18 protein-coding genes are annotated in these 14,210 nt (G+C 43.4%); 4 read left to right on the top strand and 14 right to left on the bottom strand.

Features of this window, described 5'->3' with window-relative positions; translation table 11 throughout:
* Genes N480_RS17530 through N480_RS17510 form a run of 5 tightly spaced genes read right to left on the bottom strand, consistent with a single transcriptional unit; the run spans window position 1 to window position 4,365 of the window.
* Window positions 1–1,473 (bottom strand): phage portal protein family protein, encoded by a 1,473-nt coding sequence (locus N480_RS17530; RefSeq protein ID WP_063373739.1) that lies wholly within the window; start codon window positions 1,471–1,473, stop codon window positions 1–3.
* Window positions 1,466–3,208, bottom strand: a complete 1,743-nt coding sequence (locus tag N480_RS17525) for a hypothetical protein (protein WP_063373738.1) — start codon at window positions 3,206–3,208, stop codon at window positions 1,466–1,468. Before N480_RS17525 ends, N480_RS17530 begins: the two co-directional genes overlap by 8 nt.
* Window positions 3,208–3,708, bottom strand: coding sequence for a DUF1804 family protein (locus N480_RS17520; RefSeq protein ID WP_063373737.1), 501 nt, complete (start codon window positions 3,706–3,708; stop codon window positions 3,208–3,210). The genes N480_RS17525 and N480_RS17520 overlap by 1 nt, the downstream gene beginning before the upstream one ends.
* A complete protein-coding gene (locus tag N480_RS17515) occupies window positions 3,708–3,959 on the bottom strand; it encodes a hypothetical protein (RefSeq protein WP_063365117.1) in 252 nt (83 codons plus the stop codon). Before N480_RS17515 ends, N480_RS17520 begins: the two co-directional genes overlap by 1 nt.
* Window positions 3,949–4,365 carry a glycoside hydrolase family protein gene (locus tag N480_RS17510; protein ID WP_063373736.1) on the bottom strand — a complete coding sequence of 139 codons (417 nt, stop codon included), beginning with the start codon at window positions 4,363–4,365 and terminating at the stop codon, window positions 3,949–3,951. Before N480_RS17510 ends, N480_RS17515 begins: the two co-directional genes overlap by 11 nt.
* A gap of 423 nt (window positions 4,366–4,788) precedes the next feature.
* Between N480_RS17510 and N480_RS17505 the strand changes: the two genes are divergently transcribed.
* Together N480_RS17505 and N480_RS17500 are read left to right on the top strand one after the other, a co-directional pair.
* A complete protein-coding gene (locus N480_RS17505; protein WP_063373735.1) occupies window positions 4,789–6,033 on the top strand; it encodes an AAA family ATPase in 1,245 nt (414 codons plus the stop codon).
* A gap of 4 nt (window positions 6,034–6,037) precedes the next feature.
* Window positions 6,038–6,703 (top strand): HNH endonuclease, encoded by a 666-nt coding sequence (locus N480_RS17500; RefSeq protein ID WP_063373734.1) that lies wholly within the window; start codon window positions 6,038–6,040, stop codon window positions 6,701–6,703.
* Between the two features lie 320 nt (window positions 6,704–7,023).
* Here the strand turns inward: N480_RS17500 and N480_RS17495 are convergent, their stop codons facing one another.
* From N480_RS17495 to N480_RS17455, 9 genes are all read right to left on the bottom strand, one after another.
* The gene (locus tag N480_RS17495; protein ID WP_063373733.1) at window positions 7,024–7,440 is read right to left on the bottom strand and encodes a Mor transcription activator family protein; all 417 of its coding nucleotides are present in this window, start codon (window positions 7,438–7,440) and stop codon (window positions 7,024–7,026) included.
* Entirely contained in the window at window positions 7,433–7,624 is a 192-nt protein-coding gene (locus tag N480_RS17490) for a hypothetical protein (RefSeq protein WP_063365122.1), read from the bottom strand. Before N480_RS17490 ends, N480_RS17495 begins: the two co-directional genes overlap by 8 nt.
* A complete protein-coding gene (locus N480_RS17485) occupies window positions 7,617–8,003 on the bottom strand; it encodes a phage protein GemA/Gp16 family protein (protein WP_063373732.1) in 387 nt (128 codons plus the stop codon). Before N480_RS17485 ends, N480_RS17490 begins: the two co-directional genes overlap by 8 nt.
* The gene (locus tag N480_RS17480) at window positions 8,000–8,356 is read right to left on the bottom strand and encodes a hypothetical protein (protein ID WP_063373731.1); all 357 of its coding nucleotides are present in this window, start codon (window positions 8,354–8,356) and stop codon (window positions 8,000–8,002) included. The genes N480_RS17485 and N480_RS17480 overlap by 4 nt, the downstream gene beginning before the upstream one ends.
* Before the next feature lie 47 nt (window positions 8,357–8,403).
* Complete coding sequence (locus tag N480_RS17475) at window positions 8,404–9,642, bottom strand: AAA family ATPase (RefSeq protein WP_063373730.1); 1,239 nt, start codon at window positions 9,640–9,642, stop codon at window positions 8,404–8,406.
* A complete protein-coding gene (locus tag N480_RS17470) occupies window positions 9,635–11,281 on the bottom strand; it encodes a Mu transposase C-terminal domain-containing protein (RefSeq protein WP_063373729.1) in 1,647 nt (548 codons plus the stop codon). Before N480_RS17470 ends, N480_RS17475 begins: the two co-directional genes overlap by 8 nt.
* Window positions 11,281–12,180, bottom strand: coding sequence for a hypothetical protein (locus N480_RS17465; RefSeq protein WP_063373728.1), 900 nt, complete (start codon window positions 12,178–12,180; stop codon window positions 11,281–11,283). The genes N480_RS17470 and N480_RS17465 overlap by 1 nt, the downstream gene beginning before the upstream one ends.
* 61 nt (window positions 12,181–12,241) lie before the next feature.
* Window positions 12,242–12,664 carry a hypothetical protein gene (locus N480_RS17460; protein ID WP_063373727.1) on the bottom strand — a complete coding sequence of 141 codons (423 nt, stop codon included), beginning with the start codon at window positions 12,662–12,664 and terminating at the stop codon, window positions 12,242–12,244.
* 38 nt (window positions 12,665–12,702) lie between these two features.
* Window positions 12,703–13,017, bottom strand: a complete 315-nt coding sequence (locus N480_RS17455) for a transcriptional regulator (RefSeq protein WP_063373726.1) — start codon at window positions 13,015–13,017, stop codon at window positions 12,703–12,705.
* 142 nt (window positions 13,018–13,159) lie between these two features.
* Between N480_RS17455 and N480_RS17450 the strand changes: the two genes are divergently transcribed.
* Together N480_RS17450 and N480_RS17445 are read left to right on the top strand one after the other, a co-directional pair.
* Window positions 13,160–13,654 (top strand): helix-turn-helix domain-containing protein, encoded by a 495-nt coding sequence (locus tag N480_RS17450; protein ID WP_063373725.1) that lies wholly within the window; start codon window positions 13,160–13,162, stop codon window positions 13,652–13,654.
* Window positions 13,655–13,664: 10 nt separating this feature from the next.
* Window positions 13,665–14,186 carry a hypothetical protein gene (locus N480_RS17445; RefSeq protein WP_063373724.1) on the top strand — a complete coding sequence of 174 codons (522 nt, stop codon included), beginning with the start codon at window positions 13,665–13,667 and terminating at the stop codon, window positions 14,184–14,186.
* Window positions 14,187–14,210 lie beyond the last annotated feature (24 nt).

Raw genomic sequence — 14,210 nt, 5'->3', positions numbered from 1 at the left:
TTAAATCTCCTGTTGATTTGCCTCATTAATTCCTTGTAAAACCTCCAATTCAAGGGCCTTTACGGCGACTTCTGCCAAGGCTGAATTAGATATATTTGGGAACTCATTGAGGATGTTTTGTTTTAGTTCGTCTAGGTTGTTTGCTTGTTTAGCAAACTCAAAAATCTGCTTAATTTCGGCGTCAGTTGCTTGGTCAAACTCGTCAAAAACAGAGATGTCAGCGCCCTGTTTATCACTCGAAAAGTCCTGTTTTGGTGCGCTTGCAATGCCTTGTCCGTCGTCTTTTATTTCTAAAAGCGCTTCGCCTTTTTGAGGTTTTGGAATGCCTAAAGTCTTGTAAACGTAGTCCTCTGAAACAGACACCATTTTGGCTGATTCACGAATGACATTAACCGTTTCTAGGTTGATCTCTTTCTTGTCTCGCCAGACATATTTAGGTGGTTCACCGCCATCAAAATTCACTTTATGGATGGTTTCGAGTAGTTGATTTCGATAGCCAGACACAAGTGCCCTATCGGCGCGTTGGTTTTCACCCGCACGTTTAGCATGTGTTTCGCTGGCTGCGCGCGCACCGGCTTTTTGCTCGGTGGCAAGTGTTTGTGATGTGAGGGCTTTACTCATTTCTGAGTTACATAGATTGATAAGTTGCAATTGAACGGGTTCACCCGACATTTTGCTTTCGATAATGTCTAAACTCGCATCATCTGGGATGACGGCAATACCTTCTGTTATTAACTTGGCTAAGCCTTCCAGCAGCTCGCCAATTTTATCGTCTTGTGTGCCTATAGGGTATTTACCAACGGGAAACGGCACGCCAAAGCGCTCGCATAACTGTACAAAAAACTTAAAGCCACCATGCTTAAACATCCAAGGCCAAAAGCAGCTACTTAAAAGCGCAATACCATATGGGTTTTTGGCCTCTGGCATATGCCTAACACATGTCCAGCGGTCTTCATTTATGGGCTCACCTTCTGGGTGCTCACGGGTTTTAACTAGGAGCTCGTGATCTGAATTAAAAGCAAAGCGCCCCGCTGGCCATTGCTCAATGGTACTGGGTATCCAGGCATTATCGCTTTTCTCAAACTTGCCTAAATGCGTGACCGCAAAACCATGCAAAATCGCGCTATAGTTGTGCCAATCAATGTCCATCCACTGTGTATTTTTAGCAGGGTTTGCAGCCATTAAGCTTTTTGCATTCTCAAAGCTTTTCATGCTTGCGCTATCATCACCGCCTGGCACCAACTCCGCATTAAATGCGAACATACCGGAGCGTAAACTGCGCAATTCACCGATCACATGGGCATCACGGGCAATCTCGTCGTATATCAGCGAGCTTTTACCAGCCTTACGTAAGATTGGATCTGGGTTTGGTAGTTCGCGCATCATGGCCCATAAAGCGGGGTCTGTTTTGCTCATGCTGAACGCTTTTTGTAGTGCACGGTAGCCTTTGTACGAAAGGTGGGGTTTAGACATGATAGCCCCCTATTGATTTGGTCACTTTTTTGCTTCTTACCTTGGGAATACCACCCGCGCCAGTACAGGCTACCATCCATAACAACGTGAGTGCGCAACTTAAATCATAATGGTGGAGGCTTTGTTTCTCGGGCCAGTTTTCTAACTCATCCATAAGCAATCGTGTGCGTCGAGTATGAAAAAGAATCTGTGCAGGTTCGTTGATCACAAAAGGCTCTAACCCCTCGATGCGTTCTTCCTGTGGCACTGTGGCCGTAATACCTCTAAGCGGTAGTGCTACGCCTTGGTCTAAAGCATCTTTGATGTAGGTTTGGCGCATAAAATCAAAGGCATTATTGTTTTCAAAGCCCCATACCAAACAGCTGTATTCTTTTTGGAGCTTAATCAAATCGTTTAAAAGCCGACTGGGGCCGCGTACCTTGCGGCTTTCGTACTCAAGGTGTAATTGACCTAACTCTTTGGCCCAAAAACCTACAAGCAACGCACTTGGGTCGGCGCTGGCGGTTTTGCCCATACTTGGGTCACATGCACCATAGGGTGTCCACAGGTTTAAGCGGTTAACCCAAGTCTCAAACCGATAAAAGATCTGCTCTTCGTCTGACTTGGCAATGCCTTGCATCTCTCGGTTAAATTCACGTTTGTTGGACGCCCACATCACCATTAAGTCATAGAGTGAACGAACGCTTGGCCAGCTGGTTTTAGCAGCCTTAGACATTTGCCTTTTGTTCTTAATCCAAAACTTAAAGCTGGGCTTTTCTTCCTTAGAAACTGCTCGGCCTTTGGCTGCCGCTTTTTTCTCAAACTCTTTATCTTTATAAAGCATGAGTTCACGGCATTGTTCCCATAAGTCCATTCTTTCTGGAAACTGTGAAATGGCCTTAAACCTATGAACTAAATGACCAGGTGCATGCTCAGCACGAGAGATGGGGTCGTCGCTATTGAGTACGGTGTTAACTCCTATGAATTTAACTGAACCATCTGGTGGGCCAAGGTACTGTACTGCGGCTTCTAGGAATGCCCAGCGGCTATCCCTCTCTGTTGCTGAGCGTGCTTCTTTATCAGTGATGATGTCATCAGCCAGCAATAACTTAGGGCGACTTGCGCCATGGAAAGCGCCCCTAACAGACTGGTCAGCACCACGGCTTTCAAAGCGAACACCTTGCGCAGTAACAAACTCACCAATTTTCCAGACGGGAGATGTTTGGCAAACCTCCGGAAAGTCGAGCATTAAGTTACCATTGTTTAATAGCTCGGTTTTAACCACTTCTAGTGTTTTAGCGGGCATTTTGGCTTCTGCGCCAAACAAAATGGCATAATCTATAAAGATCTCAGGCTTTATAAGACCCAGTTCGTTGCATACTGTCTCGTCTTGAAGTAATGCCAATACGGCGACATAAACAGGTGCGAGTTTAACGCCAAGTGTTGATTTTCCTTCGCCTCGGGGCGCTACAAACCAGTTTTTCCAACCGTTTTCTAAAGCAATGGCTTCAGGAAACCAATCCATAAAATACTGTTGGAACTCACTGGGTTCTTGGCCTTCATCCAACCACATATGGTGGGGAAAATACGTATAAACGAAAAATTCAAAGTCGCCGCCTAATACACGTTGTCTTCGCTCTAATATCGCTTCTGGGCTTGGGTCAATATCGCGCTGTTTGGCTTCAATATCAATTCGTAGCGCAGCTGTAATTTGCTCTAGTTCTTCTAAAAACTCTTTGTTGCTAATATCAGCCATTAGTCGTCCAACATGCTACTAAGTTGAGGACCAAACGCGGTCAAAATCTCTACCAATTGCTGCGCATAATCAGGGTGATATTTAGATACAAAGCTTGCTAGCTTTTTAAGTACATCGGCGGCAACAGCGCGCTTTTCAATGGACTTATTACCGCCGCTGAGCTTCATGATTTTTGTGTATGTGTCACTAAGTTGATTAAGAGCTTTAATACGGCCATCAATTGATAGCCCCTCGTCTTGTTTGATTAGCTCAAAGGTCGCATTGGTTTGAATGGTAAACTCTTCAATAAAGTCTTGGGTAAATTCACCCGCAGGGCCTGTTGCTTTACGTGCAGCTGCACGGGCTAAGTCCCAGTCATCACCCGCCGCTTTAGCTTCACTTTTCCAACGCCTCGCTGTGCTGTCTGCGACGGTGTGTTTAATTGCAGCAACAGATAAAGCCAAAAGCTCACTCACATAGCTGTGTCTAACTGCATTCTTTTTGTCTTCTGGGTGCGCCATCAAGAGCCCCCACCGAGTTTTAACGCTTCAGCTGCTATGGCTACGACTAAGCCAGCGCCACCACCCATCGATGCAATTTTAATTCGGTTGTGCGTTACCTTGTCTTCGATTTTCTCCACGCGTGTTTCAAGCTTATCTACACGGGCATTGAGGTCAGTTTTTATCTGCCTAACTTCATTCAAAATAGATGTTTGGGTTGCTTGTATCTGGCCAATTGACTGAAACAACTGATTCTCTTGTTCAGGCGTCATACCATTCCCCAGTCTTCATCTGCTCCGCCAACTGGTCAGCTCGCTCACCAACTTGCACAGCCCAGCGGCTATCGAACATTTCAACAACAGCGGTATCCCAGTCGCCGCGCTCTACGGCTGCTATGGTCTTTTTAAAAGCTAACAAGCCATGAATGCCAAGATTAAAGGCCATATTTATCAGCACAGCTTTGCGGGCGGGGTTACATTTTGAGGTATCGATGTGCTTTTCTACTTGGGCAGTAAAATCGGCAATATCGTTATTAAGCAGGTAATGAATTTCTTCGTCTGTCAGGCCTCTTTTTTCAAGGTTTCTGCCGACGCCTATCGATTGGTAGCCACCGGGGCAAACATACACTTTATGCTCGTATCCTTCATGGCCAATCAGTTGTTGTTTTAGTTTTTCCATGCCATTTCCACATGTGGTTGATCACATGGCTAGTCTGGCAAATTAGGAGTGGGAAATTAGGTGTAAAATGTTTTACGGTGCTTTGAGGTAAAGCCGATATATTAGGCTAAAGTAAAAATTTGGCAGCCGCAACCCTCGTTTTTTGATTACAATGTTTGGTAATGCTCCCACGCGGATATTTGGCTAACTCATTCCTGCCCCAAAGTGAGTTTGGGTAAAAGCAAACCATCATAAGAATAATTTGAGCAACAGGTGGTTGAACATACTTTTGTATATTATTCAGTTCTAAACCATTTTAGATAATACTGCCTATAAGGCTCTAGAGGCTTAGAAACGAATTTTTTCGTTGAATTTGGCCTTACCACTATAATATATGTCAACTCAATGCTATATAATCAAATTAGTATCACTTGAGGGAAAGATATGTCAGGCTATCTAACTAAAATTAAAACAAAGATTCCTTACTCTGATAAAGAAGTAAATATAGACGTCAACGGTAAAACACTGATTTTAACGGGTGGTAACGGTTGCGGTAAGACACAGTTGCTGAAGTTTATTTATGAAAAGCTGCAAGGCTCAGTTGTCGCCCGTCAAAATTTCAATTTAGCTGAAGTTGAAATGAAATTGAAATCCAGTCAAGATAACCTTAGTAACATCGGCCCTGCTCATCAACACTATCAGCTCTTCACGCAAAAAGCAGAGCTTTATACCCGACAGATTGAAGAAATAAGGAATCCGCCATTAGAAATTAGTAACCTTGATGAGTTCATTCTGAACTATCAAGAGCTAAAAGCTCTTTTAATTGAGTTTGAAGCGATGAGAAAATCTGAAATTGTTAAGCCGTCTTCGGTTTCGAGTATTAGCAGCTTAAGAGAGCAAGACAAACAGGCAGTTAAAAATGCAAATAAGCAAGCCAGTACCTCATCATTATTTGAACAATTCTTAGTCACGCAAAAAGCGAATCAGGCTTTTTCCGAGTCAGAAAAAATCAACAACGACCCTACAGAAGCGGCACGGATTGATAAGTGGTTTACTAAGCTAGAGACCGATTTACAAAACCTTTTTGAAGATAGAGATCTTGAGCTAGTTTTTAAATCAGACTCGTTCTCTTTCGAGATCCATCAACCACACAAAGAACCGTACACATTCCAAACATTATCTTCTGGTTTCTCGTCGATTATGGCTGTGTATGCAGATCTAATTACTAAGGTATCTCTACGCTCAATAGACCCCGAAGAGCTAACTGGGGTGGTATTGATTGATGAAATTGATGCTCACCTTCATGTTTCATTGCAAAAGAAAATCTTATCATTTCTTACTCAGGCATTTCCGAGAGTTCAGTTCATCGTATCGACTCATTCTCCGTTTGTTGTCTCATCGATTGATGATGCAGTGATTTACGATCTATCAAAACGAGAGCAGGTCGAAAATCTATCAATGTACTCTTACGAATCCGTACTTGAAGGTTTATTCGGCGTACTTCCAATTTCTAGTATACTTCAACAAAATATTGAAGCTCTAGCCAGGCTATTAGACCAGCCCACGATTGATGTCGAAGAGGTCCAGTCACTTTTAGCTCAGTTACCACCAGATGAAAATTCATTAGATTCTGAATCACTTTACTTTGTTAATTCAGCAAAATTAGCGATCAACAAAGCAAGGAGGTAGTAGCATGTTCAATGTAGTTAGAAATGAACCAGCTCCTACTTCACTGGCTGGAAAAAGAAAATATGACTCAGAAGATGTTTGGGACGCCTTAAAAAAGGTGTTTCATAAAAAATGTTATATATGTGAAACTAGTGCTCCTTTAGAAATCAATGTCGAACACTTTGTACCACATAAGGGGGATGAGGATTTAAAGTACGATTGGAATAATTTGTACTTATCTTGTGGTCGGTGTAATAACATTAAGCTAACTAAGTTTGATGACCTTTTGGACTGTTGTGATCCTGATATCGATGTCGTTCGTGCGATTAAACATAAGCCACCATTAACCCCATATGCTAGAAAGCTCCAAATTGAAGCTCAAAGTGATGATGATAAGACTAAATTAACGGCAGAACTTCTAAACCGAGTCTTTAATAGTGAGCACACGCAAAACAAGGCATATACGGCTTCATCCCTCAGACGCAAAGTGTATGATCAATATAACTTGTTGTTAAAACAGTTGAACAAGTACTATGAACCACTAGCTTTACCCGATGAAAAAGATATAGCCGTTGAGCGAATCAAACTCCTCCTAACACCTTCTTCTCCATACAGCGCATTTATAAGTTGGTGCATTTTGGAAGATGAAGAGCTAGGGCCGATGCTGCATGATTGTATAGGTATAGGTTGATAGGATTCGATGTCAGTATTTTCACGCTCTCTCTAGATCGTTACTTTTTGAACGAGCACAGTCGCTAACTCAGAAGTATACATAATTTCTAGTTAGCACTTCTTTGTGATAATAGGTAGTTAAAGGTTAGTCTCATAGGTGCTTGGGAGTATCACAATAGAATTACTTAGTGGTTTACCATACTGGAAGTAATTGGTGAGTTTCTAATTTAGTAATATAACTAACTCACTTTTTCCTACGCGAAAATAAAATCTGATAGGCCATATTCAAGAATCATAAAAACCAGCCCCCACACCTAACAACGAAGGCTGATCACAAACCTACAACTTCAACTCCATTTGCTTATGCGCATCGCCTACTAAAATCGGTGCGCCATCGGCTTCGGAGGTCACTATTAAGTTGATCATTTGTCTGGTCAACTTATAGCGTCTTACTAAATTTTGGACTGAAGCGCCCTGCTTAAACTCCTGTCTTATCTTAATGTTTCTAAGCTGGATTAAAATCTTGTCCAACTTTGGTATTTGGTAAGTACTACCTGCATGGTTAGATAACGCCCTTGCCATATCAACGCTAAACCGCTTACAAAATTCGTGGTTAGGCGTTGGCGTATCGGGAATAAAAAACAAGTTGCCCTGCTCTTCACTTAAGGCTTTTACTGCATCATCCAGCCCCATAGTTACTACAAATAATCTAAGCCCATGTGGTAGCAAAGACACATCCAACTCATGCTCAGCCATCGTCTAATTCCTCTAGGAGCGACTCAATACTGAACTCATTTGATGCGGCCTGCATTTCTCTTGTTTCATCCCATTTGGTCCTAAGCTTACCAATACGCTTAATACTTGGCGGTAAGTTGTCGTATTGCGCTTCTTCAAAAAGCGGCCTGTCTGGGTTGATAACAATTGATTCGCCTTTAGGCATGATTCGTCTCCTTACGATTTAACCACTGTTTTAATATCTCAGTCACTGCTTGCCAGTGACCTTCGGCATTATATAGGCGCTTACCGTCACAAAACTTCTCACAAAAGGCATCACATGCTTGTTTTGAGTCTTGTTTCACTTTTCCCGCACGGGCCAGCTGGCCCCAAAGGCTATAAATTAGCTTAAGTTGCTTTGGCAAATCTTGCTTAGGGACCATTTGCTGATAGCGCTTGAGCAGTGCCCGTTGCTGGTTTTGAGTCAGCCCCGTACAGCTATTGGTTAGCCCACCACTAATTTGCTTAACGTTTTTCACATGGCATACCTGGTCAATGCCTGCCGCTCGCTGTGCGGTTTTGATTGCTTTAATCATCGGGTTCATGCTGCTTTCTCCACACGTTCTACTCGGTGCTCTGGAAATACTGCAAACTCCTCAATATCAAAGTCCCAAGGTTTGGTGTCATCAACGCATAAAGTCGCTATGTGACCAAAACGGTTGGTAAATTCTTTGGTAAAACTTACCTCTAAATTAACCTTGGCTATCTGCTTGCACTCGTATAACCTTTGCCCAAGGAAAATACAAAACGCCGCTGGTACATTGCCGTTTACGCCATCTAAAATGGTCCCGCATGGGTCCACTGTGGCTAAAACACTCAGCATGTGTTGGTCGGTAAGCGTGTCGTTTAATACAAAATGACCGCCAAAGGTATGGTGATATATCTTTACTCTTAACATGGTGTTTTCCTTAATTAATGAGCCCAGTTGCAGCTAGGCTCGTTGCTTTAAACAGCTTGTTGATTCAGAACATTGGCGAAGATTGAGTTCACCAAGAGCTTGTCTAACTTTTTGTTTGGGTTTTTCCGGCTGTGACTCAGGATATGAGGGAGCAGGTTTTCGACTAGGAGCCTAGAATTTCCCTCTACCCTTTTATGCAACCATTGCCACCACTGGTCATCGTTCGACTCAAGCGGCACAGTGCCTTGGGTTAATTCATTGAATAGGTTTTTGATGTCTTCTACAGGTACTTCACCAATGGGTTTTGGCCAAAAGCACACACGAGACGAAATCAACTCGTAACGCTCATTGGTTTGCAGTTTGTCTACCAGCTGAATATTGCCAATCAAACACACCCCAACCTTTGCAGCATCCGAAATGGTTCTAAGTGGGTCTAACGCATTAGGCTTACATTTGTCGGCTTCATCTAACAGAATGATGCGCTCTGTGTTCTCAATAGTTCTAACAATGTTCTCGATGTTTTTAGCAACATTCGCTTTACGTGGTAAACCTAAAGCACTGCATAGGTTTTCGATCACATGTTTACTAGTCGTTTGCTCACTGCCCACAATCAAAATGGCTTGTGAGTTTTCTTCACAGTAGCGCTCTAGTCCTTTGCTTTTGCCTATGCCTGCTTGGCCAGCAACCACCGCAAAACGACGCCTTGCTCTCGCGTGTTCGCACGCCATGCTAATCATCTTCGCGACACTGGTAGGCACAAACGGTACTTCGCCGTATCGAATGGTAATAACCGGTCTGTCGTCATTTGTATTGTCGTCTGCCGCATCGGTCCCAGCGGGTGCGACAATCGCGTATATGTCATGTAAGTACTTAGTTGGGCTTGCCGCATACTTACCAGAGAGCAACTGGCTTATTGTCGAGGCCGACTTATTAATCTTCTTGGCAATATAAGTGCTGTTTACCCCTTGGTTTACTATGTCTTCATCGGTCATGCGCTTTTTAATACGCGCAACAAGTAACTTGTCATTGGCGTTGTAACAATCCGAAAAGCCGCTCTCAGTACTAAATTCTTTAGGGTCAAAGTCGCCAAAAAAGTGCGCCCACAAAACTCCCAGTAGCTTTTTAGGGTTAATTGGCGACTTGCCAGTAAGTACTGCGTTTACTTGGTTCAAGTCATAACCAAAGCAATAGTCCTGTGGGCCAAGGGCGTAAAAATCAATCTCTTCGTTTATTAGCTTTACTTGAATTTGTTGCTCGTCGCTGTAATGGCTAGTGAATTTACTCATGAAGGTCTCCTAAATCTATTTGGTAGTTGGCCTGAGCGGCTTCAAAGTGTTCAACCTCAAAGTCAGAGAGGTCCATGTTTAATACTTCAGGTTCAATTTCAGGAATGGCGTCAACATCTGCGGCCAGTTCTTCAACTGCGTCTACGTCAATCACACGTTTTTGGTCGGCTCTTGCACGCTTTTCAGAAAGCTGGTTTTGAATACGCTTTTCTTGGCCTTGCAGTCGCTTAAGGTCGGCTTCTTCAATTCGGCTTGTTGGCAATGCCTCAACCTTGTTTTTAATGCGGCAATTCATAATGAATTCGCCAGTTTGCTCATACAGCACAAGGTAGGTGTCGTCGTGCAAGTCATAACCTGCAACCAGCTCTTTACCGTTAAATTGAAATAGGTAGTCAGCGGTATAAACGCGTTTGTGTAGTTTGATTTGGCCACGAGCCACTTTAACTTTGGTTCTTGGCAAGACCACAAAGTCGGCTATGGCGGGCTGCTCTTGAATGAGCCCTTCTTCCCATACTTGCATGCGGGTTTTGCCCTTAATTTCTGGATGTGGGCTGTTGTGGTAATGGTCCAAAAACGCTTTAAACTCGGCAATCCATTGCTCTAAAGATGGCAGCTCGCGCTTGCCTTTTTTAACATCGTTAAGCAGTTTTAGCTTTTCGCGCTCGTTGTGGTCTGGGCCGCAGTAGCTTTCAAAGCGTTTGCCCACGTGCTCTTCCATATGTTTAAAAAAGCGCTCTATCCACTTTGCACGCGCATTACCTGGTATGGCAAAAATGACCTCAATATCAAACTGTGCATACATGCCACAGCATTTGTCAGACATCATTTTAGACTTATAACCACTGCCGTTATCGACATACAACATGCTAGGAATATGCTGATGGGTTTGAATCGCGCGAGTTAGCGCCGTCATGGTGGCAATGGCATTTTCAGACTCGCTAATCTCCCAGCCAACAATGCAGCGGCTCGCCACATCTTGAAACGCGGTTAACTCAAAGCGCCATGCTTTACCTGTTTTTGGGTGTGCCACATACACATCAACTTGGTGACCGTCGCCGTTATAAATAAACCCAGGGGCAATATGCTCAGTGGAGCGAATAATAAAATCTTTGTGCTTTTCGCGGTAAAGCTTTGCACCCATACGGTAAGGGCTTTGCGGACCAAGTTCGTGCGGCATACTATTAATAAAGCGCCTAACTTGGCTTGCCGTTGCATCAAAGCCCAGCTTTTTTAAGTCTTCGGCAACCAATGCAAAACTGGGCGAGTTAATACAGTGGTAAAGCTCTAACGCTCTTGCTGCCCATTTAGGCTGCGCAGGCATGCGGCCTTTGTGTTTGGGTAGCAAACCCTCAACGCCTTCAAGCTTATAGGCATTAACCCAATTAAAGGCTGTTGCACGTGTTGGCACTTTACCAAGGTCGGTCACAGCTTGGTGTATGGCAGGTGTTACCAGCCCACTATTTAAAGACTCAATAAGTGCTGTTCTTGCCTTATCTACACTTAAGCCACTAGATAGCCAATGCTTTACCAGTGCCGTTCGGTTTTGTGCCGTTTTGCGTGCTTTGTCGCTGGCCTCTGACCATGCACTTTGGCTCACAATGGCTGGTAAGTTGTTAAATCTAATCACAGCAGGATGCATTACTTAATCTCCTTGCTTTGCTTGTTGAGTAAAAACTGTTCGAGCAGCCGGTTACGCTCTGTTTCCACGTATTGCCACTCTGCTTTGGTAAATTTCGGTAGGTGCTCAATGCCTTCAATGTGCCCAGCAAACTCGCCACTTAAACGCTCAAGCGCAGTGCCTATTTGGGTGTAGATTGCAGCCCAGGTATGATGCAGAACTTGCGCAGCACTCACTCGCGAATCTAAATCCAGCTGGCGGTTATCACACAATTGCGTGATCTGTGTAATGGTGTTTACGAGCGCTTCGTTTAATAGCTCTGTGTTACAAATGGCATCTTTGCGTATTTCACTAATAAACACATGCATGTCAAAACGTACTTGTGGCACCTTGCGCAGCTTTTCATGCTGTAAGTCATTAATGGCTTGAGCAGCTGCTATTTGTAGGTCGTCTCGCTCTTTCATCAAATCAGCGACTTGCTGTTTAATGGCATTACCCGACGTCTCGGCCAGTACTTCATAGTCTTCATCGTCGAGCTCTTTAAGCGTTTCGATTGGCACTTTAGTAAGTTCGTTAAGTTGGTGTGTGTTCAAGTTTAAATGCGACAATTTGTCGCTTTTGCGTTTTGGTAGAGCTAACAACATTCTGGCTATGGCCATTGCCCGCTGGGCCGTGCGCTTTTGAATATTTCTCTCGTGTAATAGAGAATTGAATTTGCCGTGCTCCGTATTCGATTTGAGCCAAAGTAAAAGAACTCCCATCTTAGCTCCGTCGCAAAATTGTCGGTTGGCAAGAAAAACAACTTGCTCCATACAGTCATCAATACTTTGAGGCAGCTCTATATGTAGTGCCGACTCAAGGCTTTCAATTTGATGCTCTATTTCCTCTACCGACTCGGGGCAAACTAATTCTAAACTCATAACAAACTCCGGATTTCAGGCAGATCTTGGTCTTTGATAGGCATGGTTTTAAGCTCCGAAATTAAGTTTTGATTTTGACTTCTTCGAGAATGGATTCGCGCTTATCTTTTAATTCGCGCATTTGCACCTCACACTCTGAGGCTTCTTGCAGTTTTTTGGCGCGTTCGTCCGAAGCGCTATACATCAGTGGCATGAGTAGCACATTGGCAGGCTCTACACTTTTAATCGCCCAGCATAAAGCCGGTAGGTACTGTATTGGCATCGATGCCGGCTGGCTTGGTGCAAACCACTTATTAAGCTTTCCTTCGTCAACCTCTACCACTTCTACTTTTAAAGCTTCATTCATGCGCCGCGCTAAGCCTTGGCGAGTAAAACCACACCTGCGCATACATGCATTCACGCATTGGCTAAAGTGATGGAGTATTTCGCAATCAGGCGGTATCTCACTATCTAAAATGTTGATGGAATCTTGGTTCTCAGACATGGTAAAAATCTCCTTAAATTAACCTAGACTTGGTAGTTCTATAGGTTCATGCTTGGGTTTGGTACTGGTTTGCCAGCTTGAAGAGCTTCAACAATTTGATTGCGTCTTTGGGTGCGATCTTTAGGTCCACGTTTTTTGGTGTGGGAGTAGTCTTCTCCAAATACATGCTCTAAAGGTTTCCCTAAAGATAAAGATATCGCCTTCGCGATATGCATAGATGTAGCACTGCCTCTTGCCACGTTAGATACGTGACTAGGTGTTACATTTGCGGCTTTTGCTATATCTGCGAATTGTATGTCCTTACTAAATAGCTCTTTCTTAATGGCTTCAAATGTCATTTTTTTCTTTGTCATGATAGATTTACCTTAATAGTAGATTTGTTGCGCCTAACTTATTTGTCACAAGTTGTTTTATTAAACTAGTGCCTAATATATTAGGTGTCAATAGTGAAGCTAATTATATTTTAGAAAACAAATTAGGTGTTGACTGTCAAATATGTTAGGCGATAGTATTACAGAGTCAGATATCGACAAAGTAATCGATATACTGCGAGATAAGTTAGGTGCGAGCAGTGATAGAGCTCTTGCAATGGAATTGGGTCTTTCCCATAGCGGGATATCTATGTCCAAGAAAAAAGGGACATTACCTTATACTTCTATCGTAGCCACCTGTAAGAAAAAGAAAATTTCCTTGGATGAGGTGTTTGGCATTGAAGTAGACCAAGCACCTGGCAGTAGCTCTACGGAAGAAAAAGAACCAACAAAGAGTGAAGAAGTAAGCAGAAATAGTGCTGAAGATGCGCTAGCTGCAATCGCGCTTGTTGAACAGATAATAGATGATTTACTTTACCCTAAAAACTTGGATGCAGAGCGTGAACTTCTGATCCGTAAAAAGTTAAGGCCAATGTTAATCGAAAAAACATTTGAGCATAACTTTAACGAAGTCATGGTTAAAACCATTGCGGAAGGAGCGCTCTATATGGCCTTTTAAAGGATAGATTATGATTAAAACAAAACTTGCCACAGCAATGCTCGCGTTTGGATTGCTGTCTGCCCCCTCTCTCGCTCTAGAACCGTTACCAGACAGAGCTCGTGTACAGCACATGAATACCGATTTGTTACTACCAGATGGCAGCACACTTAATGTTGATGTGTCGTTTGATTGTGGTAGCGACTACCAAAACACCGCAGTTATGGTAATGAGTGACTCTGGCGCTAAACTAATCGCCGCTGCATACACCCACCTTTACGGCGAAGCCGCAGGCCAAGCGGTTATGGATACCTGGCAAACTAAGCAAAATGCCTCGGACCCACGCAAACCAACTTACCTATTTATCCTCGCTCCACGAGAGCAAGACATCAATTGGAAACCAAATAAAGCGAATAAACTTAACAATTTATTATCACGTGTTAGTATAAGTGAAACAAATAGTTTGGACCAAGCATCAGAAACTAAACCGCAAATACCTGTAGTATTGGCTGGTTGTGGTGTAAGAGATCATAACTCTCAAGCTAGTCACTAAATTAACATAAGGGGGAATGACTCC

Origin of the sequence: Pseudoalteromonas luteoviolacea S2607, from assembly GCF_001625575.1 — a bacterium.
GTDB lineage: Bacteria > Pseudomonadota > Gammaproteobacteria > Enterobacterales > Alteromonadaceae > Pseudoalteromonas > Pseudoalteromonas luteoviolacea_E.
The sequence above is the reverse complement of the archived record's forward strand: the minus strand, read 5'-3'. Positions and strand labels throughout refer to the sequence as shown.